26 protein-coding genes and 1 pseudogene are annotated in these 22,451 nt (G+C 63.6%); 11 read left to right on the top strand and 16 right to left on the bottom strand.

Going from position 1 to position 22,451, the window contains the following annotated elements:
• Positions 1-15: 15 nt before the first annotated feature.
• Positions 16-1,224, bottom strand: coding sequence for an MFS transporter (locus NT26_RS08035; protein ID WP_052638288.1), 1,209 nt, complete (start codon positions 1,222-1,224; stop codon positions 16-18).
• A 74-nt stretch (positions 1,225-1,298) separates the two neighbouring features.
• On the opposite strand from NT26_RS08035, the gene NT26_RS08040 reads away from it, so the two are divergent.
• Positions 1,299-2,276 (top strand): AraC family transcriptional regulator, encoded by a 978-nt coding sequence (locus tag NT26_RS08040; RefSeq protein WP_052638289.1) that lies wholly within the window; start codon positions 1,299-1,301, stop codon positions 2,274-2,276.
• Positions 2,277-2,281: 5 nt separating this feature from the next.
• On the opposite strand, the gene NT26_RS22740 is transcribed toward NT26_RS08040, so the two are convergent.
• The 4 genes from NT26_RS22740 to NT26_RS08055 form a co-directional block, all read right to left on the bottom strand.
• Positions 2,282-2,440 carry a hypothetical protein gene (locus NT26_RS22740; RefSeq protein WP_156157138.1) on the bottom strand — a complete coding sequence of 53 codons (159 nt, stop codon included), beginning with the start codon at positions 2,438-2,440 and terminating at the stop codon, positions 2,282-2,284.
• A gap of 99 nt (positions 2,441-2,539) precedes the next feature.
• Entirely contained in the window at positions 2,540-3,244 is a 705-nt protein-coding gene (locus NT26_RS08045) for a TIGR02281 family clan AA aspartic protease (RefSeq protein WP_052638290.1), read from the bottom strand.
• Positions 3,241-3,459, bottom strand: a complete 219-nt coding sequence (locus NT26_RS08050) for a DUF1289 domain-containing protein (RefSeq protein ID WP_052641967.1) — start codon at positions 3,457-3,459, stop codon at positions 3,241-3,243. Before NT26_RS08050 ends, NT26_RS08045 begins: the two co-directional genes overlap by 4 nt.
• 18 nt (positions 3,460-3,477) lie before the next feature.
• On the bottom strand, positions 3,478-4,260 hold the full coding sequence (locus tag NT26_RS08055; protein WP_052641969.1) for an adenosylcobinamide-GDP ribazoletransferase: 783 nt from the start codon (positions 4,258-4,260) through the stop codon (positions 3,478-3,480).
• Between the two features lie 93 nt (positions 4,261-4,353).
• Between NT26_RS08055 and cobT the strand changes: the two genes are divergently transcribed.
• The 3 genes from cobT (at position 4,354) to NT26_RS08070 (ending at position 6,888) form a co-directional block, all read left to right on the top strand.
• Positions 4,354-5,370 (top strand): nicotinate-nucleotide--dimethylbenzimidazole phosphoribosyltransferase, encoded by a 1,017-nt coding sequence (gene cobT, locus NT26_RS08060; protein WP_052638291.1) that lies wholly within the window; start codon positions 4,354-4,356, stop codon positions 5,368-5,370.
• A 2-nt stretch (positions 5,371-5,372) separates the two neighbouring features.
• Positions 5,373-5,768, top strand: coding sequence for a diacylglycerol kinase (locus tag NT26_RS08065; RefSeq protein ID WP_082077659.1), 396 nt, complete (start codon positions 5,373-5,375; stop codon positions 5,766-5,768).
• Between the two features lie 73 nt (positions 5,769-5,841).
• Positions 5,842-6,888 (top strand): hypothetical protein, encoded by a 1,047-nt coding sequence (locus NT26_RS08070; RefSeq protein WP_052638293.1) that lies wholly within the window; start codon positions 5,842-5,844, stop codon positions 6,886-6,888.
• 5 nt (positions 6,889-6,893) lie between these two features.
• Here NT26_RS08070 and NT26_RS08075 read toward each other — a convergent pair whose 3' ends face one another.
• Entirely contained in the window at positions 6,894-8,429 is a 1,536-nt protein-coding gene (locus NT26_RS08075; protein ID WP_052638294.1) for a sensor histidine kinase, read from the bottom strand.
• A 121-nt stretch (positions 8,430-8,550) separates the two neighbouring features.
• Between NT26_RS08075 and NT26_RS08080 the strand changes: the two genes are divergently transcribed.
• The 3 genes from NT26_RS08080 to NT26_RS08090 all read left to right on the top strand — a co-directional run bounded on the left by NT26_RS08080 (position 8,551) and on the right by NT26_RS08090 (position 10,319).
• Positions 8,551-9,117 carry a thermonuclease family protein gene (locus NT26_RS08080; protein WP_052638295.1) on the top strand — a complete coding sequence of 189 codons (567 nt, stop codon included), beginning with the start codon at positions 8,551-8,553 and terminating at the stop codon, positions 9,115-9,117.
• Complete coding sequence (locus NT26_RS08085) at positions 9,087-9,767, top strand: uracil-DNA glycosylase family protein (protein ID WP_244467679.1); 681 nt, start codon at positions 9,087-9,089, stop codon at positions 9,765-9,767. The genes NT26_RS08080 and NT26_RS08085 overlap by 31 nt, the downstream gene beginning before the upstream one ends.
• A gap of 66 nt (positions 9,768-9,833) precedes the next feature.
• Positions 9,834-10,319, top strand: a complete 486-nt coding sequence (locus NT26_RS08090) for an Lrp/AsnC family transcriptional regulator (RefSeq protein WP_052638297.1) — start codon at positions 9,834-9,836, stop codon at positions 10,317-10,319.
• A 2-nt stretch (positions 10,320-10,321) separates the two neighbouring features.
• Here NT26_RS08090 and NT26_RS08095 read toward each other — a convergent pair whose 3' ends face one another.
• The 5 genes and pseudogenes from NT26_RS08095 to NT26_RS08115 all read right to left on the bottom strand — a co-directional run bounded on the left by NT26_RS08095 (position 10,322) and on the right by NT26_RS08115 (position 13,743).
• Positions 10,322-11,011 carry a DNA alkylation repair protein gene (locus NT26_RS08095; protein WP_052638298.1) on the bottom strand — a complete coding sequence of 230 codons (690 nt, stop codon included), beginning with the start codon at positions 11,009-11,011 and terminating at the stop codon, positions 10,322-10,324.
• Positions 11,008-11,886: pseudogene (locus NT26_RS08100) on the bottom strand (NAD(P)-dependent oxidoreductase); the annotation flags it as partial. The gene NT26_RS08095 and the pseudogene NT26_RS08100, both read right to left, overlap by 4 nt.
• A gap of 52 nt (positions 11,887-11,938) precedes the next feature.
• On the bottom strand, positions 11,939-12,349 hold the full coding sequence (locus NT26_RS08105; protein WP_052638300.1) for a CopD family protein: 411 nt from the start codon (positions 12,347-12,349) through the stop codon (positions 11,939-11,941).
• A gap of 2 nt (positions 12,350-12,351) precedes the next feature.
• Positions 12,352-12,912, bottom strand: a complete 561-nt coding sequence (locus NT26_RS08110) for a DinB family protein (RefSeq protein ID WP_052638301.1) — start codon at positions 12,910-12,912, stop codon at positions 12,352-12,354.
• A gap of 21 nt (positions 12,913-12,933) precedes the next feature.
• Positions 12,934-13,743 (bottom strand): class I SAM-dependent methyltransferase, encoded by an 810-nt coding sequence (locus NT26_RS08115; protein WP_052638302.1) that lies wholly within the window; start codon positions 13,741-13,743, stop codon positions 12,934-12,936.
• 132 nt (positions 13,744-13,875) lie between these two features.
• On the opposite strand from NT26_RS08115, the gene NT26_RS08120 reads away from it, so the two are divergent.
• Entirely contained in the window at positions 13,876-14,598 is a 723-nt protein-coding gene (locus tag NT26_RS08120; protein WP_052638303.1) for a DUF2270 domain-containing protein, read from the top strand.
• A gap of 10 nt (positions 14,599-14,608) precedes the next feature.
• On the opposite strand, the gene NT26_RS08125 is transcribed toward NT26_RS08120, so the two are convergent.
• The 4 genes from NT26_RS08125 to NT26_RS08140 all read right to left on the bottom strand — a co-directional run bounded on the left by NT26_RS08125 (position 14,609) and on the right by NT26_RS08140 (position 17,481).
• Complete coding sequence (locus NT26_RS08125) at positions 14,609-14,875, bottom strand: usg protein (protein WP_052638305.1); 267 nt, start codon at positions 14,873-14,875, stop codon at positions 14,609-14,611.
• A 118-nt stretch (positions 14,876-14,993) separates the two neighbouring features.
• Entirely contained in the window at positions 14,994-15,824 is an 831-nt protein-coding gene (locus tag NT26_RS08130) for an ABC transporter permease (RefSeq protein ID WP_052638306.1), read from the bottom strand.
• Positions 15,821-16,603, bottom strand: coding sequence for an ABC transporter permease (locus NT26_RS08135; RefSeq protein WP_052638307.1), 783 nt, complete (start codon positions 16,601-16,603; stop codon positions 15,821-15,823). Before NT26_RS08135 ends, NT26_RS08130 begins: the two co-directional genes overlap by 4 nt.
• 107 nt (positions 16,604-16,710) lie before the next feature.
• Complete coding sequence (locus NT26_RS08140) at positions 16,711-17,481, bottom strand: ABC transporter substrate-binding protein (protein WP_052638308.1); 771 nt, start codon at positions 17,479-17,481, stop codon at positions 16,711-16,713.
• 326 nt (positions 17,482-17,807) lie between these two features.
• On the opposite strand from NT26_RS08140, the gene NT26_RS08145 reads away from it, so the two are divergent.
• Together NT26_RS08145 and NT26_RS08150 are read left to right on the top strand one after the other, a co-directional pair.
• Entirely contained in the window at positions 17,808-19,904 is a 2,097-nt protein-coding gene (locus NT26_RS08145) for an OmpA family protein (protein ID WP_052638309.1), read from the top strand.
• Positions 19,905-20,043: 139 nt separating this feature from the next.
• Complete coding sequence (locus NT26_RS08150; RefSeq protein ID WP_052638310.1) at positions 20,044-20,445, top strand: GFA family protein; 402 nt, start codon at positions 20,044-20,046, stop codon at positions 20,443-20,445.
• On the opposite strand, the gene NT26_RS08155 is transcribed toward NT26_RS08150, so the two are convergent.
• Positions 20,421-22,115 (bottom strand): LTA synthase family protein, encoded by a 1,695-nt coding sequence (locus NT26_RS08155; protein ID WP_052638311.1) that lies wholly within the window; start codon positions 22,113-22,115, stop codon positions 20,421-20,423. The two genes, NT26_RS08150 and NT26_RS08155, sit on opposite strands and share 25 nt — an antisense overlap.
• On the opposite strand from NT26_RS08155, the gene NT26_RS23120 reads away from it, so the two are divergent.
• Positions 22,114-22,392, top strand: coding sequence for a hypothetical protein (locus tag NT26_RS23120; RefSeq protein WP_052638312.1), 279 nt, complete (start codon positions 22,114-22,116; stop codon positions 22,390-22,392). The two genes, NT26_RS08155 and NT26_RS23120, sit on opposite strands and share 2 nt — an antisense overlap.
• Positions 22,393-22,451 lie beyond the last annotated feature (59 nt).

Here is a 22,451-nt window from a genome sequence, read left to right on the forward strand (position 1 = left end):
GCCGGTGGGGCAGGGTCAGTTCTGCTGGAGCGCGGCCTGTCGTCCGCCACGCGCCAGCATCACGACGGAGCCGAGGGCGCAGGCGATGCCGACAAAGGTCACGACGCCGAGGGGGCCCTGGCTGTCGACCAGCAGGCCACCCAGGACGGCTCCGGACGAGATGGCGACCTGGAAGGTGGTGAGCAGCATCGCGCCGACGCTTTCGGCCTCATCGGACGCCGCCCGGGTGACATGGGTCTGAATGTTGACGGGCAGGATGCCGAAGGCAAGGCCCCAGAGCACGATTGCCGCCCATGATACCAGCGGCAGCCCGCCCGCCCAGAGCATCAGCAATGCCGAGAGTGCCACCAACCCGGCACCCAAGGCGACGGAGCCGGTTGTGCTGCGGCTGGCGATCGCGCCGCCGAGGAGGTTTCCGAAGAAGCCGGCAACGCCATAGGCAAGGAGAACCAGTGAGATCATCTCGACGCTGAAGCGGGGGATCTGCTCCAGGTAAGGACGAACATAGGTGAAGCCGGCGAAATGCCCGGCGACGATGATCAGCGTCACGATCAGCCCGACCCGGACCCGCGGGCGGCCGAGCAGCGAAACCATCGTCGCAAGGCTCGCACTGCCCCGCGGCGGCAGCGACGGGACCGTGAAGGCCTGGACGAGGAGGGCGACGACGCCGACGCCCGCCGAAAGCTCAAAGGCCGCGCGCCAGCCAAGGGTCGCACCAATCCAGGCGCCAAGGGGTGCCGCACAGACGGTCGCGACGGAGACGCCCGTGAAAACGATCGCCATGGCGCGGGGCATCAGATGCTCCGGTACGAGCCGCATGGCGAGTGCGGCGGACATGGCCCAGAAGCCGCCGACCCCGATCCCGAGCAGGAGGCGGGCGACGAGCAGCATCGGCAGGCTGCTCGCGAGCGCCGCAAGCGTGCTGGAGACGACGAGCAGGGTGGTGAGCGTGAGCAGGACCCAGCGGCGGTCCAGGTTTCTGGTTCCGATCACCACGCCCGGACCGGCAATGGCACCGATCACGGCCGTCGCCGTGATCGTCTGGCCGGCCGTACCGGGCGTGAGGGCAAGGTCCTGGGAGATCGGGGTCAGCAGGCTGACGGGGAGAAATTCGGCGGTGACAAGGCCGAAGACGCCAAGCGACAGGGAGACGACGGCAGCCCAGGCGGCATCGCCGCGGGTGCCGCATGAGGCATGGGAGGGATCAAGAGTGCAGTCGGTCATGATCGGTTCCTGCGTTGTTGAAGGCTCAACAGATATGGGTGACCTCCTGTCGTTTCTATGCTAGAAAATCCGACATGCTTGACCGTTCGTCCAAATCTGCTGTGGCTACATCCGGCGATCCGCTGAGCGATCTGCTGCGCGGTCTGCGCCTCGACGGCGTGGAATACGGCCGCTGCCGTCCCTGCGAGCCCTGGGCCACTGCCTTTCCGGCACAGGACGAGGCACGCTTCCACTTCCTCGCCTCCGGGCGCGCCTTGCTACAGACGCCGTCTGGCGAGTGGCTGACGCTATCCGCGGGTGATGCGGTTCTGCTGCCGCGGGGCGGGGCGCATGTGATGGCGAGCGGCAAGGAGGTTCCGCCGGCGCCCTATGACAAGCTCATCCGCCGGGAAGTCTGCCAGGGGATCTACGACGTGCAGTGCCCGAATGCCCCGGGCGGCACGCTGCTGCTGGTGGGGTCCATGCGGTTCAACGTCGACCGGCTTCATCCGCTTCTGCAACTCATGCCGGACGTGATGATGACGAGCGATCTGGCGGGAAGCGAACCGGCGATCCCGCATCTGCTGGATGCGATGGGCCGGGAAGTGGAGATGGACCGCGTGGGGGCAGGCGGCATCCTTGCGCGGCTCGCCGACGTGCTGACGGCAACGCTCATCCGTACCTGGGTCGAGCATGGTTGCGGCGAGTCGACCGGCTGGCTCGCGGCCGTGCGCAATCCGGAAATCGGTCGCGTGCTGGCGGCGATCCACCTGCAGCCGGAGCGCGACTGGAGCGTGGCGGATCTCGCCAGGCTCTTGGGCGCGTCGCGGTCGGGTTTCGCCGAGCGCTTTTCTCGGGTGGTGGGCGAGACGCCGGCCCGCTACGTCGCTCGCGTCCGGATGCATCAGGCGCGCCAGTGGCTGAGCCAGGGGATGCGGGTGTCGGTCGCGGCGCAGCGTCTTGGATATGATGCCGAGGCCTCGTTCAGCCGGGCCTTCAAGCGCATCATCGGCGCACCGCCCAGCGCCTATCGGGCGACCACCACCACACGGATGGCGGCGGCGGCCGAGTGACGGCCTCAGAGCATGCTGACGCGGACCAGGAACACAAAGACGATCAGCATCGAGGCAAGAGCCACCATGGTGATTGCCGGGGCTAGACCGATGGTCACGGCGCCGAAGGCGATGAGCGCGATGGCGATGACGGCGAGGAGGGGGATGAGAAGCTTGCTGGACATGCTGAGCTTATAATCCACCTGCCAAAATTGACAAAAGGACGTTCTGACGCACCTGGTCTGTTCCTGGGCGCCGCCGGTGATGGCGCTGCGTAAGCCGGATCAGTCGCGCAGCCGCAACTCGTCGGTCTGCATCTGGATCGAGCCGAGCGTCGACAGGAAGGTCATCCCGAGGAGACTCTGGTCCAGCCGTCCCTCCTCGGCCACCATGGCCCGGACATCGCGACGCAGAATTGGCCCGATGGCGACCTCGTCGAGGCGGACCGGTGCTGCCGTCGCGCGCCCGTTTGCGGTGGAGACGGTGACGGTATAGGCGAGGCGCTGCGGTTCAAGGCCTATGCGTTCAGCATCCTCGAAGGAGAGGACGACGGCACTGGCGCCGGTATCGACAAGCATCGACACCGCTTGCCCGTTCACGCTCGCGGACGTGTGGAAATGCCCGCGAATGCCGCGGTGGATGATCACTTCCGTGACGCCCTGTGCCGTTGTGACCTCGACGGCGCTGCCCGGGATGAGCCCGGCCGAGAGCCGGGCGCCGACCTGTTGCAGATCGTATCGGTAGATGTAGGCGGCGACGAGGGAGAGGATGATCACCAGCCACACCGCGATGTATCGAAGGACCTGGGTCAGGCCGCCGCGGTTGCCCGCGAGGATGCCGACCGAGAGAAGGCCGGCGATCGGCAGGAGATAGATCATCTGCCCGAAGTCCTCGTTTGCGATACCGAAGGTCTGACCGCTGTCGTGGTTGAAGACGAGAAGGGCAAGACCCGCGCCAAGGACGAGGAGGACGAAGGTGAGGCCGTTCACGAGGCAGCCCGCTCCCGTGCCGGTCGCTGGACTTGCCCGGTGCCTCCGTCCAGCCCGGCGCGTTCGAGCCGGTTTGGCAAGGCATCTATCAATGTGCGACGTTCCTCGTCGGTAAAGCTTGTCCAGCGAGCGATCTCGTCGCGGGTGCGCCCGCAGCCGATGCAGTTGCCGGAGGTTTCGTCGATGGAGCAGACGAGGATGCAGGGTGAGATCATGTTCGTCATATCGGCGGTTCACGCGGCGAGCGCAAGGGAGACCAGGAACACGATCTCGCAAGCCTGCTGGGTGGCGCCGATCGTATCGCCCGTGTGACCGCCGATCCTGCGTGCGGCCAATCGTGTAACGCCGATAGCCGCGAGCGCCGACAGGCCTCCCGCGAAGATGAATGGCAGGAAGCCAGCGACCGGCCACAGGAGCACGAGGCCGGCGACGGCGGCACTTCCGAGCGCAACGTTGCGAGCAGCCGAAGCCGGCCTGCCTGCGCCTGCCGCGACCCCATTGCTGCGGGCGGCCGGCAAGGCGTGCCAGTGCGCGACCATTAGCGCCCGGCTGAGCGCCGCCGAGGCGACCAGCGCAAATGCGGGGAGGGTGGGTGCGGGACCGGCGAGAGCGGAGAGCGCTGCCGCACGCAGCGCGAAGGACAGGATCAGAGCGATGACGCCATAGCTTCCGTTGCGGCTATCCTTCATGATCGAGAGGATATGCTCGCGATCACGGCCACCGCCAAAACCGTCCGCCGCATCGGCAAGACCGTCCTCGTGCAGCGCGCCGGTGAGGAGGGTGAGGACGGCAAGCGCAACCAGCGACGACAGGAGCGGGTCCGCACCGAGGTGCAGCAGCAAGGTGAGCAGCAGCGCGGGCGGGGTAGCGATCACCAGGCCTGCAGACGGAAAGGCACGAACCGCGCGGCTGAACGACCCGTCATGCCCTACGAAAAAACGCGAGGGAACCGGCAATCGTCCAAGGAAGCCGACCGAACGCGCGAGATCATCAAGGAATTCCGTCACCTTTGGCAGTTGTCCCTCCGTGCCTGCGCGACTATGAGAGCAACAAAGCGTGATTTGCCGGCAAAACACAAGCGACCGGCCAAGGACGAGAGAAAGCATCCCATGAGCGTGAGCGGCCTGCCATTCGACGACTTCCGCACCCTCCTGCAGAACCTGCCCGGCCCCGATTCCCGGGCGCTGGTCGCCGCACGCGAGCGGGATGCGCAACTGACGAAGCCGCCGGGTTCGCTCGGCCGGCTGGAAGAAATCGCCATGTGGCTGGCGGCCTGGACGGGACGTCCCCCGGCGGTGACACGTCCGCTGGTGGCGATCTTCGCCGGAAACCATGGCGTCACGAAGCACGGCATCACGCCGTTCCCGCCCTCGGTGACACAGCAGATGGTCGAGAACTTCGCCGCGGGCGGCGCGGCGATCAACCAGATCTGCGTTACCCATGACCTCGGACTGAAGATCTTCGACCTGGCGCTCGACTACCCCACGGGTGACATCACCTGCGAGGCGGCACTTTCGGAGCGCGACTGTGCCGCCACCATGGCCTTCGGAATGGAAGCGATCGCGGGAGGGACCGACCTCCTGTGCATCGGCGAAATGGGGATCGGAAACACGACGATCGCGGCCGCCATCAACCTCGCCCTCTACGGTGGAGAGGCAGAGGACTGGGTGGGGCCGGGGACCGGCTCGCACGGCGTCCAGATGGAGCGGAAGATCCAGGCGGTGAAGACGGCCGTGGAGTTCCACAAGGATCATCTCAAGGATCCGCTCGAGGTTCTGCGGCGGCTGGGCGGGCGGGAGATCGCCGCCATCGCCGGCGCGATCCTGGCGGCGCGCGTCGAGAAGATACCGGTGCTGCTCGACGGCTATGTCGTGACGGCGGCGGCGTCCATCCTGAAGGCGGCCAATCCCTCCGCCCTTGATCACTGCCTGATCGGCCATGTCTCGGCTGAACCGGGCCATCTGAAGGCGGTGGAGAAGCTCGGGAAGACACCACTGCTCGCGCTCGGCATGCGGCTCGGCGAGGGTACCGGGGCAGCCCTTGCCGCAGGCATCGTCAAGTCTGCGGCTGCCTGCCATTCCGGAATGGCGACCTTTGCCCAGGCGGGCGTGAGCGCGGGGAACTGACCTTGGAGAAGGCGCCGCAGGAAAGTGGGATCCGCAAGGCGAGCGGGCCGCGGCGCGTGCTGGCGGCAACGCGTTACTCGCTGCAAGGACTGGTGCGACTGTGGGGTGAAGAGGCGTTTCGAACCGAGGTCGTCGCCTTCGCCCTCGGGCTGCTGCTGTTCGTCTTCATCGGCGCAGAACCCTATCAATACCTGATCTTCGTCATCCTGATGCTGCTCCTCTTCTGCGTTGAGGCGTTGAACACGGCGATCGAGGAACTCGTCGACCGAATCTCGCCCGAGATTTCCACCGTCGGCCGGCATGCGAAGGATCTGGGCTCGTTCGCGGTCTTCTGCCTCTTGTGCGTGAACGGCCTGTTTGTGCTGTGGTGCCTGTATGACAGGCTGTGGCAGGGTTGAACTCGTAATACGAGTATATTGACTAATTGTTCCCAAAAGTTGTATTTTGCGTTCATACAACTGAGGGCCGGTCATGTTTCGCATTTTCATGAGGCGGTGGATAACTGACCGGCAAACGCGCAGGCGTGACCAGTATGCAGCCTTGCTGGCGATTGTTGGATTGCTCTGCGCCCTCCTTACGCTCACCTTCATGATACTCTCCCAATTTCCGGGACGGTTCGGTGCGGTGGGATTGGGCGGCGTCATTCTCTTTGCCGCTGCCGCCGCCGGCGGTGGGCTCGGCTTCCTCTTTTCGGTCCCACGCGTCCTTTCTACCGGATTGGCCGGCCCGAATGGCGCCGATCGGAAGGAGGGTGAGGGGAAGGAGGTCAAGGCTGATCGGCTTCTGGGGTCCAATACCAACCTTGAACGGATTTCCGAATGGCTGACGACGATGATCGTCGGGGTGGGGCTCAGTCAGATCACGTCGGTGGGCGAACATATGGCCGCCTTGACCGCATTTCTGGCTGGACATCATGATTCGACGACGCTCGCCGCGGCGGGACCCTTCATTCTGATTGTCGGGTTGGTGGGAGGCTTCATCTTCCTCTATCTCTACACAAGGTTGTACCTTTCGCCGCTTTTCCTCTACGTCGAGACGCTGATAAGCAAGCCCGGTCAGGAAGAGGTGCCCACTCAGGAAGATAGGATTAGGACGCTCGCCAGGGAGCTTTCGGAGAAGACGGGCGCGTCATTCTTTCGGTACATCGCGGATCGCGATTCCATCTCACTGGACAACACGATGCATGTGCTCTCCGCCCTCTTGTACGAGGACGACGGATACCGCACGGTGTTGGAGATCGGCGATGAACTTGAGGAGACTCTGGCAGCCGAGATGCCGCGCTTTTGGTATATCATGGCGGCTGCAAACGGGCAGCTTCATCATCAACTTCTTTCTCGTGGCGAAGCGAAACCTGAGCTGGAGGACGCTCGCAAGGCAGTACTCAAGGCCAGTCAAATGGCCGTGTCGCTGGACCCGAACTACAAGCGCCGCCTTCTCGAACTGAGCAGGCCGGGCTCAAGGGACGATGATCTGCAGGACTTCACAGACGACCCGGACTTCAAGAAGATCGTACGCTAAATTGCTCAGGCAAACGTCTTGCGCCGTCGCTCCACCGGAGCCGTATCCTCCACCGCCGGCAGGCTCTGCAGGATACGGGTGGCCGGGAGGATGGCGATGGCCTCCGTTCCCTCGCGCAGCTTCGAGCGCAACACGAACTGGCCGTCGTGCTTGGCAAGGATCGCCTGGACGATCGGCAGGCCGAGGCCGGTTCCCTGTTCGGCGCTCTTGATGGCGATGGAGCCCTGGCCGAAGGCGGAGAGGACGACCGGGATCTCCTCCTCGGGTATGCCGGGACCGTTGTCCTTGACCGCAACATATTGGCCGCCGCCCGCCGTCCAGCCCACCTTCACGGTGATCTCGCCGCCCTGCGTGGTGAACTTCACCGCATTGGACAGGAGGTTGAGGACAACCTGGCGGATGGCCTTCTCGTCTGCCCATATCTGCGGCAGCGTGGGTTCGAACTGCTCGTGGATCACGATGCTCTTCGTGCTGGCCCGCAACTGCACCATGCCGATGCAATCCTCCGCGATGTCGAGCAGCGAGAGCGCTTCCTCGTTGAGTTCGTAGCGTCCCGCCTCGATGCGCGAGAGGTCGAGGATTTCGTTGATCAGGTTGAGGAGATGCTCGCCCGACCGGTGGATGTCGGCGGCATATTCGCGGTAGGTCGGATTGGAGAGGGGGCCGAGCAATTCGGAATTCATCACCTCCGAGAAGCCGAGAATGGCGTTGAGCGGCGTGCGCAACTCGTGCGACATGGTGGCGAGGAAGCGGGACTTCGCCAGATTGGCGTCCTCGGCGCGGCGGCGGGCTTCGTCCGACATCGATTTGGCCACTTCCAGCTCGGCGATCAGGTCGTCCTTCTCCGACTGGTAGGACATCAGGGTCAGGTTCGATCGATATTGCCGCTGGGAGATGTAGTGGAAGAAGACGACGGCGATGGCCGCCATGGCCGTCATGCCGATGTCCAGCGGATGGCGCGACAGGAACGCGGTGACCAGCGGGGTTCCCACCAGCGGCAGAAAGCCGAACAGGACGCCCTGGCGGAGCATGACGCTGTTCATCGCGCTGATCGAGATGGCCACGAGAAGGGCCATTCCCTGGTAGAAGTAGTAGCCGTCGCCGGAGCAGCTCGTGCAATCCTGCAAGGCGAACACCGCCCAGCCGACGCCGATGAGGATCTGGCCGATCAGCAGACGACGATGCCATTTTGCGGTATCGGCCGCAGTGATCTCGATCCGGCTCGCGCGCCGCGCAATCAGAATGTTGATGGCGTGGACGCTGAGCGCCAGCAGGGCCCAGCCAAAGAGGTTGGCAGTCGGGTTGATGTAGAGCCCGACGGCGGTGACGATGGCGACGAAGAAGGGCGTGACCAGCGCGCCTTGCAGGACCGTGTTGACGTGCATGGCGAGCACGTCGCGGTCAAAGGCGGACGCATTGCGCCCCGTCGACTGCAAACGTTCACGGGTCGCGCGGACGGTCTTCGACACCGCCTTGTTGCGGTGGCTGCGAGACAGGTCGACGATGTTCTTGTCCGCCGAGGCGCTTGCGCCGTTACTCATGACCACTGGATAGATGTCCCCGATGGTTGAGACCCTAGGCGGGAAACCTTAAGAAGATACTGCCGGGCAAGGTTTCGTTTGCCATTTTCCTGAAGGGTCTGTTGGTGATTGGGGCGGGATCGTGACGCGGATTTACCGGAAGCTGAGGGATGCCGGGCTTCTGCTCGCGCTGGTATTCCTCGGCGCGCTTGTCGCCGCGCGGCTGGAAGACAGCGCGGCCGTCTCGATCGGAGGACCATTCGTCGCGATAGATGGCGATACATTGGCGGTTGGCGCGGAGCGCCTGCGCCTGCACGGGCTCGATGCACCGGAGGTCCGGCAGACCTGCACGGATCGCCGGGGCCAAGACTGGCGCTGCGGCGAGGAGGCAAGAGCGACCCTTGAGCGCCTTACTTCTGCCGCCTCCGTCGTGTGCAGCGGGTCCGAGCGCGACCGCTATGATCGGCTTCTGGTGGCCTGCCGCGACGGCGAACTGGATGTCAACGCCCGCATGGTGGCTTTGGGCCTTGCGGTGGCGTCCGGCAATTACGCGTCCGAGGAAGCGCAGGCGCAGGAAAACGGCGAGGGCGTCTGGGCCGGAGAGTTCGAGCGCCCGCGCGACTGGCGGGTAAGACATGGGGTGATGGATGATCCGAGCGCGGCAGAGGGTATCCTTGCATGGCTGAAGGGATGGCTGGGGCTGAACTGACGGAGCAGTTGGCCGCTTCCGGGCAGGGTGACGGGCTTGAGGGCTTGCGGGCCGCCATCCGCATCTGCCGGCTCTGCCGCGATGCGCCGGCCCGCGGCCCGCAGGATTGCCTGCCGCATGAGCCTCGACCGGTTGCGGTTCTGTCTCGGACAGCGCGCATCCTGATCGCCGGTCAGGCGCCCGGTCTGCGGGTTCACGAAAGCGGCCTTCCCTTCAACGATGCGTCGGGAGACCGTTTGCGATCCTGGCTCGGCGTCGGCAGGGACGAGTTCTACGACCCTGATCGCTTCGCGATCGTGCCGATGGGATTCTGCTTTCCGGGATATGATGGCAAGGGCAGCGACCTGCCGCCGCGCCGCGAATGCGCGCCGCTGTGGCGGCAGCCGGTAATGGACGCAATGCCCCAGATCGAACTGATCCTGACGATCGGTCAGTACGCCCAGGCCTGGCACTTGGGAGCGAGGCGGAAGAAGGGCATGACGGAAACGGTCCGCAATTGGCGGGAGTATTACTTCGCGAACCAGGCACCGCGCATCCTGCCGCTCCCGCATCCGAGCTGGCGCAATACCGGCTGGCTGAGGCGTAATCCCTGGTTTGAGGCCGATGTCCTGCCGGTGTTGAAGCAGGATGTGGATAGACTGATACGTTAAAACAATTTACGCCTGTTCGTGCTAAAAGGACCCATGCAGGAGAAAAGCATTTCGAAGGACCGTATAATGGACCGCCTTGACCGCAAAATCCTCCGTATCCTTCAGGAAGACTCGACGCTCGCCGTCGCGGATCTTGCCAAGAAGGTGGGCCTGTCCACCACGCCGTGCTGGCGCCGCATCCAGCGGATGGAGGAGGAGGGCGTGATCCGCCGCCGCGTGGCGCTGCTCGATCCCGTCAAGGTCAACACCAAAGTCACCGTCTTCGTCTCGATTCGTACGGCCAGCCATTCGATCGAATGGCTGAAGCGCTTCTCGGAAGTCGTCGTGGACTTTCCCGAGGTCGTAGAGTTCTATCGCATGAGCGGGGATGTCGACTATCTGCTGCGCGTGGTGGTGCCGGATATCGCCGCCTATGACGCCTTCTACAAGCGCCTGATCGCCCGCATCGAAATCCGTGACGTGTCTTCCGCCTTCGCGATGGAGCAGATCAAGTACACGACCGAACTGCCGCTCGACTACATGATCCTCGATCAGAAGTCAGGCGACGACTGATCCTATTTCAGGCGAGCGAGGATCTTCTCGCTCGTCAACTCCCGCACCGCATCCTTGCCGATCCAGCGAGCGGTCCTGTCGTCGCCGGCGGAGAGCTTCTCCGCCACGGCGAGTGCCGGAGCATGACAGGCGCGGTTGCGCTTGCCGATATTGCGCAGGGTCCAGTTCACGGCCTTCTTGACGAAGTTGCGCGGGTCCGTCGCGTGGGCTTCGATCAGCGGCAGGTAGACGAGCAGATTGTCGTCCGGCTCCTGCTTGTTATGTACGGTCGCGCCGGCGATCATCGCGAAGGCGGTTCGACGTACATATTCGCGACCGTCCGCGGCGAACTCGGGAATCAGGTCCCGCCAGAACGTCGTCTGCGTGAAGAGGTCGGCCGCAGTGTCGACGATTTCCCAGGAATTGAAGTCGCCTGCCCAGGCCCATGCGTCTTCCTTCGTCAGCCGGGCAGGGTCAGCGGTGAGGATTGCAGCCATTCGGGCGTCGCGCAGACCAGTCCGCCAGAGCTCGAGCGCGCGTTCATGGTTTCGTTTCACCTGCCGGCCGACCGCCTGCATCTGCGGGGTCGTGATCCCGAGCGCGGTCGAGGTGTCGATCCCGTAGCGGGCCATGCCGGCAATATTGGCCTCATTGCGCAGCGATTTCAGATGCGCAACGATCTCCTCGGCGGATGAGGATGGCGTGAGGGTCATTTTTCCAGACGCGCGAGAAGCGACGACGTGTCCCACCGGTTTCCGCCCATGGACTGGACGTCGCCGTAGAACTGGTCGACGAGGGCGGTGACTGGCAGCTTGGCGCCGTTGCGACGTGCTTCCGCGAGGACGATGCCGAGGTCCTTGCGCATCCAGTCGACGGCAAAGCCGAAGTCGTACTTGCCCTGGTTCATGGTCTTGTGCCGGTTCTCCATTTGCCAGGAGCCCGCCGCGCCCTTGGAGATGACGTCGACGACCTTCTCGATGTCCAGTCCGGCCTTCTTGCCGAAGTGAATCCCCTCGGCAAGACCCTGGACGAGCCCGGCAATGCAGATCTGGTTGATCATCTTGGTGAGCTGGCCGGCCCCGACCGGCCCCATCAGTCCGACCATGCGGGCATAGGCTTCGATCACCGGCTTGGCACGATCGAAGACCCCCTGGTCGCCGCCACACATGACCGTGAGGACGCCATTCTCCGCGCCTGCCTGGCCGCCGGAGACGGGTGCGTCGATGAAGTCGATGCCCTTGGCCTTGGCGGCATCGGCAAGCTCGCGGGCGACTTCGGCGCTGGCAGTGGTGTTGTCGATCAGAATGGCGCCAGCCTTCATGCCGGCAATTGCGCCGGTATCTCCGAGCGTGACGGAGCGGAGGTCGTCATCATTGCCGACGCAGGTGAAGACGAAGTCGGCATCCCTGGCGGCTTCGGCGGGAGTAGCGGCGGAGCGGCCACCATGCTTCTTCGTCCATTCCTCGGCCTTGGCTGCGGTGCGGTTGTAGACAGTGACGTCGTGGCCGCCCTTTTCCTTGAGATGCCCGGCCATCGGGAAACCCATTACGCCCAGACCGATGAATGCCACCTTCGCCATGTCGTCCTCCTCAACTGATTGATCCTTGAGACGTAGCGGAAACCCTGCAGAGCCTCAATGGCTAGAACGGCTTGACGACCGCCAGAAGCACGATCGCGACGACAGACACGAGTACGATCGGCATCCCCACCCGCACGAAAGCCGGGGGATCGAGATGCGGATCGGCTTCCATGCGCCGCAGCCAGGCCGCCTGCATGCCGTGCAGTGCCGACAGCATCACGACGATGAGGAGCTTGAAGCCGAACCAGCCGGTCGCGTACCAGCCGTACCAGATGGCCAGGATGATGCCGAAGAGCCATGCACCGCCCTCGGCAACCGTCGTGATCCTGCGGTCGAACGGGCGGACGGCGGCAATGACGCCGGTGCGGATCGTTGGCGGGACCATGGCGATGACGAAGGCGTTGACCAGCATCCCGCCGACCCAGACGATGTCGGAGATGATGTGGAGTGACTTGAGGACGAAATAGAGCATGGTCAGATCCAGATGAGGTTTTCGGTGAAGCCGAGTTCGGCAAAATCCTGCCGGCGCAATGCCTGTTCGGCCGGATCGGCGGGAAAGAATTCGTCGAGCTGGGGCGGCCGGACGGAAGTGCCCGACAGCATGGCATGCACCTGGCCCCGGTGATGGATCTGGTGCTGGAAGAGGTGCAGCAGGATGCGGTCCGCCCGCTCGACCTGGACATGGCTTTCCCGCGGGATAAGCACCTCGGCTGCGAGCGTATCGCGGTCAAGCTGGCGACAGTGGTCGATCAGCCTGCGATCGGCGGCCCGCTGCTCGCGTTCGAGGTCGAGGATGCGGGGGAAGGGAATCTCCGGGTCGAAGGCGGCGGCCCCGACACACTGGCCTTCCAGCGCGCTGATGTAGAGCCAGTCGACCGTGAGGATGTGGTTGAGCGTGTGGATGATGGAGGGAAAGAAGCCCGTCCGCGGTGCGGCAAGTTCCTCCGGTGAAAGCATGCGGCAGGCGTTCATCAGCCGGTGATTGGCCCAGGCATTGTTGTAGGCCTGGGCGAGAAGGTAGCGCTGTGGCGTCATGGGGTCCTCCCGGCGGAGACCCTATCCTCTGCGCCTGGCGATGACCAGATGGCCCGGGCTGGGTTGTCCGTCCTGCATCCGGACATTGATCTCGGTAATCTCGACGAGATCGAAACCGGTTTCGGCCAGACGTGTCCGGATATACGCCTCGGAATGCAGGAAGCGCTGGTGCGGGCCGACGATGTAGCTTCGCCCGTCAGACGCCGGGAGCGTTTCTGACGAGAAGATGAAGATGCCACCGGGCACCATGTTTTCGGCAGCGCCGAAGAAGAGCGGCTCGAGCGCGCCCAGATAGGGCAGGACATCGGTCGCGGTGATCAGGTCGAAGGGCTCGTCGTCATTGTCCTCGAGAAAATCCTCCACCTCGGCGACATAGAGCGTTTCGTAGAGATCCTTCTCGTGGGCGATCTCCACCATGTTCTCCGAGATGTCGACACCGGTGATATCGTCCACCATGTCGCGCAGCGTTCCGCCGGTCAGGCCAGTGCCGCAGCCGAGATCGAGCATGCGCTTGAAGGGGCCGAGGTTGAGTTCCTGGAGGCGCTGGCGAACAAGGACAGGGACCGCATAGCCGAGTTGCTCGACGAGAATGTCCTCGAAGCTTTCGGCATGCTGGTCGAAGAGCGTCTCCACGTAGGCGTCGGGAGCCTTCGGCGGAGCCTCGCCCCGGCCGAGTGCGGCGATGCGCACCGCGGCCCCACCATGGTCTTCCGGATCGATGGCAAGAACTTCCTGGTAGGCGGCGACGGCCGCTTCGACGTCGCCGGCCTTTTCCAGCGCAAGGGCCCGGTTATAGGCTTCGGCCAGCGCTTCCTCGTCGATCTTCTTCATCGGTTTTCTCCGTCGTTGCCGCCCGCTTTAGGCGGGATAGGGACCTTTGGCAATCGCTGCGGAACGCAGACCGCAGCAGGATCGTTCATCTCTTCGGAGTGGCTCGCAGGTGGCGCGAGCGGGAGAAGGACGATGGCAGTCAATCCGGTCCAGACGGCCCTGGAGGAGAACATAGAGCGGCGAGCACCTTCGCTGCCGATCACCTCGGCTGAGAAGGCCAACATGATCATCCACTACTATCGCGGCGAGATGGGGCGGATGACGAGCTGGCGCGACCGCATCGACCGGACGACCAACTGGGCAATCACCGTCGTGGCCGCGCTGCTGTCGGTATCGCTGTCGACGCCGACCGCCCACCATGGCGTCGTTCTCTTCGGCATGCTGCTGGTATCGCTTCTGCTGCTGATCGAGGCGCGGCGCTACCGGTTCTTCGACGTATACCGGGCGCGGGTGAGAAAGCTGGAGCGGCACTATTTCGCGCAGGCGCTCTTTTCGCAGGCGGACCTCAAGCCGGATTGGGCGGAGGCGATCGCCAAAAGCCTGCGGACACCATGCTTCCTGGTCAGCTATCGAGACGCGCTCTTTCGTCGGATCAGGCGAAACTACTGCTGGATGTACCTGATCCTGCTCCTCGCCTGGATGCTGAAGATCTCGACGCCGAAGCTGCTTCCGGACGAGACGGAGGCCGATGTGGTCTTCTCATGGCGAGATGCGGTGGCGAACGCGGCGTTCGGCCCGTTTCCCGGCTGGAGCGTCATCGCCGTCGTTGGCTGCTTCTATGCGTTCGTCTTCTACGCATCGCTTCACCATGCCTCCGACGACGGCGAGCTCGCCCACGGCGAAGTGCATGTCTGAGGGCGCAGCCCTAATGCAGGATGAACTCGCCCTGGAGCGCGCGCCATTCGCTGGCCGAAATCATCTTCCGATGAACGTAACGCACCGAGTGCAGCGGGCCATCCAGCTTCTCCTCCCAAAATTTCAGAAAGCCCTTCATCTCCGGGAAGTCGGGCGCGAGGTCGTAGTTCTGCCAGACATAGCTCTGGAGGAGGGTCGGGTGATCGGGCATGCGATAGAAGATCTGGGCGGTCGTCAGGCCGTAGCCCTTCAGCATCATTTCCATTTCCGCGTTCATGTTGGTTCCCGCTCTTGGTTGACGACGCAGTAGCGTCATCCACAGGGGAACATGGTGCGGTTAACGAAGTCTTTAGGGGTGCGTCGCTAGAAACTTTGCCCCCGCAAGTTCCGGCAAGCTATCGCTTCAGGTGACGGGTGAGGCGGGCCTCCAGCCAGGCCCATACGTGCCGAAGCGTCTCGACGATAGCGAGATAGAAGATCGCTGCCCAGAGATAGGTCTGGTAGTCGAATGTCCGCGAGAAGGCGTAACGGGTCTCGCCCATCAGGTCGTAGACCGTGACGATGGCGACGACGGCCGAGCCCTTGATCAGCAGGATGACCTCATTCCCGTAGGGTCGAAGTGCGACGATCAGCGCCTGCGGCAGGATGATCTTGCGGAGCGCCACGCTCTTTGGAAGCCCGAGTGCCGCGGCACCCTCATGCTGGCCACGGGGCACGCTCTCGATCGCACCGCGCAGGATCTCCGCCTGGTAGGCGGCGGTGTTGAGGGTGAGCGACAGAAGCCCGCAATACCATGCCTCTCGGAAGAACCACCAGAGGCCGACGGCTTCCAGTTGCGGCCGGAAACTGCCGAGGCCGTAATAGATGAGGAAGAGCTGGGCCAGCAGCGGGGTGCCGCGGAAGACATAGACATAGGAATAGGCGATGCCGCCGATGACGCGATTGTTCGACATCCGCGCAAAGGCGAGCGGCAGAGAGAGGATGGCGCCGAGAATAACCGCCTGGCCGACCAGCGTTACCGTCGTCCAGAGACCGGAAAGATAACGTGGGCCGTAGCGGAGGAACTTCGCCTCGTCCCAGCCCGTCACCACCAGTGCCAGCATGGCGAGGGCGAGGACGGCCCAGAGACCCAGGATCACGAGGGCCAGAATGCGCGTCGCCGTAAGGGGCTTGCGGGGGGCGGGCGGCGCCGGGCGCGCGGCAATGAGCTCCTGAGCATAGGTCATCGGCGAACCTCGCCGCGGCGGGACCAGCGCTCGATGAAGCTGAGGCCAAAGGAGGAGATGATCGCCAGCGCGAGATAGAGCAGGCAAGCCAGGAAATAGAAGAAGAAGGCCTCCTTGCTGACCCGGGCCGCAACACTGGTCTGGCGGACGATATCCGACAGGCCGATGATCGAGACATAGGCGGTGTCCTTCAGGAGGATCATCCAGAGATTGCCGAGGCCCGGCAGGGCGATGCGGATGAGCTGCGGAAGGATCACCAGCGCCATCGTCCTCGACCGGTGCAGGCCGAGCGCGTCCCCCGCCTCATACTGCCCCCTCGGGATGGCGCGGAATGCCGAGAGAAGCACTTCCGACGCGTAGGAGGAAAACACCACGGCCAGCGCGATCATGCCGGCAAGGAAGGCGTTGATCTCGATGCGCTGCTCGATGCCCATCCAGCCGAGGATGGACTGGATCAGCAATTGCAGGCCGTAATAGACGATGAAGAGTGTCAGCAGTTCGGGAAGGCCCCGGAAGATCGTCGTGTATATGCCGACTGCGGCGCGCAGCAACTTGTCTTCGGACTGCGCCGCGAGCGCGATCAGGAAGCCGAGCAGGAGTCCAATGGGAAGCGTGGCGATCGCGAGAGTGACCGTCACCTTGACGCCGAAGGCGATCTCGTCGCCCCAGCCACTTGCTCCGCAACTGACAAGGCCGTCGCCAGCCAGGAGCGTGAAGATGCCGACCGGCCCGCAGAGCGGATCCAGCGCCGTGGCGAGGGCGGAGAGCCATCCGCTCATAAACTGCTTTCCCCTTGCGGCTTGGCCGCTTGTTATCGTTGCTCTGTTAAAAAAGAAAATCGGCGGAAGGGCAACCCATCCGCCGATCTTTACGGTTGGAGAATGCCTCAGTCGCCGTAGACGTCGAAATCAAAGTACTTGTCGTTGATTTCCTTGTACTTGCCGTTCTCGCGGATCGCGGCGATGGCGGCGGTGAACTTGTCAGCCAGGGGATCGCCCTTGCGGACGGCGATGCCGGCGCCTTCGCCGTTGATCTCCACGTCAGGCGTCAGCGGCGTCAAGATCTTGCAGCAAGCGCCGTCCTCGGACTTCACCCATTCCGAGAGCACGACCACATCATCGATCACCGCATCGATCCGGCCGTTCTGGATGTCGAGCTTGTACTCGTCAGCCGTCGGATAAAGCTTCAGGTCGGAGTCCGGCATGTGCTTTTCGGCGTAGTTCGCATGGGTGGTCGAGGTCTGGGCGCCGAGCGTCTTGCCCTTCAGGCCTTCCAGATCGGTGATGTCGGTGTCCTTCGGGACCGCGATCGCCGGCCCGGTGTTGTAGTACTTCTTCGAGAAGTCGACCTGCTGGAGCCTCTCCGGCGTGATCGACATCGAGGCGATGATGGCGTCGAACTTCTTGGCCTGCAGCGCCGGGATCATGCCGTCCCAGTCATTGGTCACGAGTTCGCACTCCGCCTTCATTTCCTCACACAGAGCCTTGGCGATGTCGATATCGAAGCCGGTCAGTGTTCCGTCGGTCTCAAGGCTGTTGAAGGGCGGATAGGCTCCCTCGGACGCGATGACGATCTTTTCCTGAGCCGAGGCAGAACCGGCGAAAAGGGCGAATGCTGCAATCGAAGCGGCAGCAAGAAAACGTGGTGCAATGCGCATGATGATCCTCTCTGTTGGCGGCCGGCGCGGTTGTTGGATTGCTCTTATCCGCGCCAGAAGCGGAGCTCTCACTCCAGCTGCAGATTTTTAGATACCGGCTGCTCGGGAATTGCAACGGCATTTTACGTGCAGGTCCATCACCTCCAGACGGTTAAGCAAAGCTAGATGCGAACCAGATGTCCATTCACCGAAGGTTCAGCGCGGTGAGGGCAAGCTTCAGGGAACAAAACGCGTGACGCCCCGTTGAGCGCCCGCACCATTGCGTACGACGTCCGGCATAAGGACGCGTGAAGAAGGGACGACAATCCCAAGTCGAGGAGAATTCGATGTCCATCAAATCCAGACTGTTCGCCAGCGTTGCAGCGCCGCTCGTGTCGCTGCCGCTGATGATTCAGCCGGCCGGTGCCGTGATGCTGAAGGCACCTCTCAGCGCTGAAGCAGAAGGCGACGTCATCAAGGTTCAACAGAGATTGATCCTGCCCGACGGAACCCCGGCACCGGAAGAGGAACAGCCTCAGGAGGAGGCGCCTGCCGAGGAGCCTCCGGCCGAAGAGCCGCCCGCCGAGGAGCCACCTGCCGAGCCCGCGCCTGAACCTGCGCCGGAGTCTCAACAGGAAGCACCGGCTGAAGTGCAGCCGGAACCAGAACCGGAACCAGAACCAGAACCCGAAGTAGCCCCTGAACCGGAACCCGAGCCGGAGCCAGCACCTGAACCGGCACCAGAGCCCGAAGCTCCTGCTGAACCGGAAGCCGAGGCGCCCGAAGCTACGCCTGCACCGGAACCGGAGGCGCCCGCTGCTGAGGAAGCACCGGCTGCTGAGACAGCGCCGCAGCCCGAAGAGCAGCCAGCCGGGGAAGCTCCGGCGGAAGAAAGCGCGCCGACTACGAGCGAAAGCCCTGCGGCGGAAGAAGCGCCTGCTGAGCCGGCTCCGAGTGCTGAAGAGGCGCCTGCCACGGACGCTGCCCCTGCCGAAGAAGCTCCGGCCGAAGAAGCTCCAGCGGAGGCGCCGTCTGCTGAAGAGGCTCCAGCCGAAGAACAGCCAGCCGACGCGATCGCACCGAGCGCTGAGACACCTGCCACCGGCGAAGCGCCTGCGCCAGCCGAGGGGGGTGCCACCGATGCCGATGCGGCAGCAGCTCCGACGGCTGACCCGGCTGCCCAGACTACCGAGCCTGCGGTCGCAACGACGCCCGAGCAGGTTGAGCGCGCCCAGCAACTGGCCGAGGATCCGGCCGCGGCCGAGGAAGGCGAGACTGTCGTGCTGCCGGTCGAGAATGGCGCTGCCATCCTTGACAGCCAGAAGGAAACCACAACCACCACCACGACGACAACCACGACGACCACGACGACGGAGGCTCCGGCTGCCGACGCGCAGGCCCCGGTACAGGCGCAGTCGGCCGAGCCGGTCGCACCGCCGACGTCGGACGCGGAGGCGCAGGCGCCCTTGCAGCCGCAATCGGTCGAGATCCGCGCCGCCACCTCCTTCGAGGGCGAGCGGATCGAGAGCGCGCCGGAATATCGTCGGATCGATGGATGGACCTATCGCGACGGCGACGGCCGGCGTGACAGCGATCGTCGAGACCGTGACGATGCTCCGCGGTTCATCATCTCGATCGACAATCGGACTTTCGTTCGTGGCGACGATTCGCAGCGCTTCTATCGCGATGGCGGCGACGTCTATTACGAGCGTCTGCCGGGTGAGCTCTATCGCGAGGTCGTCGAGCGTCCTGGCGGTGTGCAGGTCGTCACGATCCGCAACAGCTATGGCGTCGTTGTCCAGCGGTCGCGTATCATCGATGGCGAGGAATACGTGCTCTACTACGCTCCCGAGCTCTACGAGGAGGAGGAGTATGTGTGGCGCGATCCCGGCCGGGAACTGCCGCCGATGCGCCTGACGGTGCCGGTGAGCGAATATATCATCGACACCTCCAGCGACCCGGATCGTGACTATTACGAGTTCCTGGAACTGCCGCCTGTCGAGCGCGTAGAACGCGTCTACTCGATCGATGAGGTCCGCTACTCTGCCCGTATCCGCGACAAGGCCCGCCGTATCGATCTCGACACGATCAAGTTCGCCACCGGCAGCGCCGAAATCCCGATGAACCAGGCGACGTCGCTCCGCAAGGTCGCCGATGCGATGAAGAAGATCCTCGACGACAATCCGGCCGAGACCTTCCTTATCGAGGGACACACCGATGCAGTCGGGTCGGATGAAAGCAATCTCATCCTGTCCGATGAGCGTGCCGAATCGGTCGCCGTGGTCCTGACGGATGCATTCGGCATCCCGCCGGAGAACCTGACGACGCAGGGTTATGGCGAGCGCTACCTGAAGATCAGGACGGAAGGACCGGAGCAGGAAAACCGCCGCGTCACGATCCGCCGGATCACGCCGCTGGTGAAGCCAGTCGCGTCCAACCAGTAAGCGTACAGTGCCTCGAATTGAAAAGCCGCCGGAGCGATCCGGCGGCTTTTTCGCGTCTCGCTGATGCTTACCGTCAACGGAATGCGTTTGAGCACGAGGTTCCGGTCATCTACGCCCTGCACCGAGGAGGAACGATATCATGCTGGAGAACAGTGGACGGTGCCTATCCGGGGCGGTGTCATTCGTCACATCAGGGCCGCTGGAGGACCTGACCGCATGTCACTGCTCGCAATGCCGACGCCAGACCGGCCTCTACTACACGGCCACCAGGCTGAAGGTCGCCAACCTCAGGATCGCGGGAGAAGACGGCGTGCGGTGGTATCGCGCAAGCGACCAGGCTCGGCGCGGCTTCTGCGCGACCTGCGGTTCGGCCCTGTTCTGGCAAGAGGATGATGCTGACGACATTTCGGTTCTCGCCGGTGCTTTCGACCAGCCGAGCAGCCTAACGATGGGCTGCCACATCTTCTGTGATGACAAGGCTGTTTTCTATGACCTGCCTGATGACGGGCGCCCGCGCTATCCCGGCAGTCGGGGCGACTGAGGCAGGGCAGCCACGGGCTCGCCCGCCTCCGCTTCGTCGCCTTGAAGGCCGGGAAAGAAGCGTTCGCGGGAGAATTGGTCGCCGAAGATCATGTCGTGTTGCAGCAGCCGGTATTCCTGGAGGGGAGGAGGTGCCGCCTTCCGTCCATCCTGCCAGCCGGGGTGCGCCGAACCCTCGGCATCCACCAGCATGTAGCGGTCGATCACCGAGTAGTGCGCGGCGATCTTTCCGAGGAAGCCGGTGTAGAAGGGATCGCTCAGGCCGGCGGACGTTACGATCTGGTGGGGGAGAAGCGCTGGACTGATCGTCCCGAGGTCCTTTCTCGGCCCCTTCTTCGACGACCAGACGATCAGCGGCGTCTCGTGTTCCTTGAGCATAACCGGCAGAGGCGCGCGTCGGGCGGCGACGGCATCCTCCATATAGCCGCTTTCGACGAAGGCTTTCCCGAGCGGCGGAAGATGATCGCCGAAAAGGACGATGATGGTCTCGCGTGGACGCTTCTTCGCCCACTCCATCAGCCGTGTCAGACTCGCATCCGCTTCCCGGACACCCTCGGCATAGGTGCCTACCTGCTGCGTTGCTGCGACGGAGAGCGTGCTGGCAAGTTCGACGTTTTCGGAAGGATAGCGTGTCGCTTCATAGGGGCCGTGCCCCTGCAGGGTAACGGCAAACAGGAAGAGCGGCGCGGCGCTTTCGTCACCGATACGCATGATCTGGTCGATCAGGGCTTCGTCGGACGCGAAGCGGCCGCGCTTTTCCAACTCCGGAAGCGCATCCTGCGCAAGGAAACGATCGAAGCCGAGATGTCGGTAGACATTCTCACGATTCCAGAACCAGCCCTCGAAGGGGTGAAGGGCGACCGCTTCGTAGCCCTTGTCGCGGAAGAACCTCGCAAGCGACGGAAGCGGGCGGCGGATATACTGCTGGTAGGGGATGCTGCCATAGGGGAGGAAGGCGTTCGAGAAGCCCGTCAGTGCCTCGAACTCGACATTGGCAGTCATTCCGCCGAATTCCGGGGAGAAGACATTGCCGGCCTGAGTTTGGCGAATGGTCGGCATCGGATCGGCCATGAACTCCACCCCCGGCATCCTCGTCGGATCCCAGAGCGATTCGCTCATAACCACAATGACATCCGCAGGCTGACTCCGGTCTGCCACCGGGGAGGCGGGAATGACGTCCCGGTCCAGTTCCACCTGTGCGATCGCCGCTGCGTCATATCCTTTCGGAGCCGAAACCTTCGCCATGGGCGCATTGAAGGCAAATGCGACGAGGAAGCCGTTATGCCTGTAGTTTGCAGCCTGGTCCCACATCATCGGCCGGATCTTCAGCCGGTCGCGCAGCCAGGAATGGTCGGTATATTCCATCATGGGCGTAAAGCCGACGAGGAACGGCAGAGAGAAGACCAGGCGAAACAGGCGCGCGCGGGAGGAGAGCTTCGGAAAGCGGTTCCAGGCGAAGAAGCCGCAGTAAACAACGAGTGCCAGCACCAGCACTGTCACAAGGCCTAGCGTAACTGCCATCAACGGCTGGGCACTCGCCATGACCGGCAGGAGTTCCTTGATCTGGCGGGCAAAGAGGAGGTCGGACGGATAGAGCGGATCGGAGAGATATTGCTGCTTTTCGCCGGATAGGAAAGCGAGCGCGAGTGCGGCGGGAGCAATGAGAAGCATGGAAACGGAAGGCGCGACCCATCAGCACGTCGAGGCCCAGCGCGATCATGAAGATGCCGGCGACTGTCGTCAGCCCAGGCATCGAAAAAAGGAACTGGGGAATCCTGTGAAGGGGCCGCCCGGCCAGCGATTCGACTCCTGCCACAAGCGCGACAGACAGCATCAGGAGAAGGAGAATGGTCGCGCCATGATGAAGCGCGGGCGAGACGCGGCCAATATCCTTCTTCGGCAGATCTCCATACTCGGCGGCTTCGTCCACACTCGTACTCCATGCTAAGTCTTGTCATGAAGCCGTCACATAACTGTCATGAACGAGAGGTGAACCCGTTGAAGGCG

The organism is Pseudorhizobium banfieldiae, from assembly GCF_000967425.1.
Lineage (GTDB): Bacteria > Pseudomonadota > Alphaproteobacteria > Rhizobiales > Rhizobiaceae > Neorhizobium > Neorhizobium banfieldiae.

What these genes read in the sequence shown, in the direction of transcription:
- NT26_RS08035 (WP_052638288.1), bottom strand. Translation starts at nt 1,224, where the DNA reads ATGACCGACTGCACTCTTGATCCCTCCCATGCCTCATGCGGCACCCGC.
- NT26_RS08040 (WP_052638289.1), top strand. Translation starts at nt 1,299, where the DNA reads ATGCTTGACCGTTCGTCCAAATCTGCTGTGGCTACATCCGGCGATCCG.
- NT26_RS22740 (WP_156157138.1), bottom strand. Translation starts at nt 2,440, where the DNA reads ATGTCCAGCAAGCTTCTCATCCCCCTCCTCGCCGTCATCGCCATCGCG.
- NT26_RS08050 (WP_052641967.1), bottom strand. Translation starts at nt 3,459, where the DNA reads ATGATCTCACCCTGCATCCTCGTCTGCTCCATCGACGAAACCTCCGGC.
- cobT (WP_052638291.1), top strand. Translation starts at nt 4,354, where the DNA reads ATGAGCGTGAGCGGCCTGCCATTCGACGACTTCCGCACCCTCCTGCAG.
- NT26_RS08070 (WP_052638293.1), top strand. Translation starts at nt 5,842, where the DNA reads ATGTTTCGCATTTTCATGAGGCGGTGGATAACTGACCGGCAAACGCGC.
- NT26_RS08075 (WP_052638294.1), bottom strand. Translation starts at nt 8,429, where the DNA reads ATGAGTAACGGCGCAAGCGCCTCGGCGGACAAGAACATCGTCGACCTG.
- NT26_RS08085 (WP_244467679.1), top strand. Translation starts at nt 9,087, where the DNA reads ATGGCTGAAGGGATGGCTGGGGCTGAACTGACGGAGCAGTTGGCCGCT.
- NT26_RS08090 (WP_052638297.1), top strand. Translation starts at nt 9,834, where the DNA reads ATGGACCGCCTTGACCGCAAAATCCTCCGTATCCTTCAGGAAGACTCG.
- NT26_RS08095 (WP_052638298.1), bottom strand. Translation starts at nt 11,011, where the DNA reads ATGACCCTCACGCCATCCTCATCCGCCGAGGAGATCGTTGCGCATCTG.
- NT26_RS08105 (WP_052638300.1), bottom strand. Translation starts at nt 12,349, where the DNA reads ATGCTCTATTTCGTCCTCAAGTCACTCCACATCATCTCCGACATCGTC.
- NT26_RS08110 (WP_052638301.1), bottom strand. Translation starts at nt 12,912, where the DNA reads ATGACGCCACAGCGCTACCTTCTCGCCCAGGCCTACAACAATGCCTGG.
- NT26_RS08115 (WP_052638302.1), bottom strand. Translation starts at nt 13,743, where the DNA reads ATGAAGAAGATCGACGAGGAAGCGCTGGCCGAAGCCTATAACCGGGCC.
- NT26_RS08120 (WP_052638303.1), top strand. Translation starts at nt 13,876, where the DNA reads ATGGCAGTCAATCCGGTCCAGACGGCCCTGGAGGAGAACATAGAGCGG.
- NT26_RS08125 (WP_052638305.1), bottom strand. Translation starts at nt 14,875, where the DNA reads ATGAACGCGGAAATGGAAATGATGCTGAAGGGCTACGGCCTGACGACC.
- NT26_RS08130 (WP_052638306.1), bottom strand. Translation starts at nt 15,824, where the DNA reads ATGACCTATGCTCAGGAGCTCATTGCCGCGCGCCCGGCGCCGCCCGCC.
- NT26_RS08135 (WP_052638307.1), bottom strand. Translation starts at nt 16,603, where the DNA reads ATGAGCGGATGGCTCTCCGCCCTCGCCACGGCGCTGGATCCGCTCTGC.
- NT26_RS08140 (WP_052638308.1), bottom strand. Translation starts at nt 17,481, where the DNA reads ATGCGCATTGCACCACGTTTTCTTGCTGCCGCTTCGATTGCAGCATTC.
- NT26_RS08145 (WP_052638309.1), top strand. Translation starts at nt 17,808, where the DNA reads ATGTCCATCAAATCCAGACTGTTCGCCAGCGTTGCAGCGCCGCTCGTG.
- NT26_RS08150 (WP_052638310.1), top strand. Translation starts at nt 20,044, where the DNA reads ATGCTGGAGAACAGTGGACGGTGCCTATCCGGGGCGGTGTCATTCGTC.
- NT26_RS23120 (WP_052638312.1), top strand. Translation starts at nt 22,114, where the DNA reads ATGGAAACGGAAGGCGCGACCCATCAGCACGTCGAGGCCCAGCGCGAT.
- NT26_RS08155 (WP_052638311.1), bottom strand. Translation starts at nt 22,115, where the DNA reads ATGCTTCTCATTGCTCCCGCCGCACTCGCGCTCGCTTTCCTATCCGGC.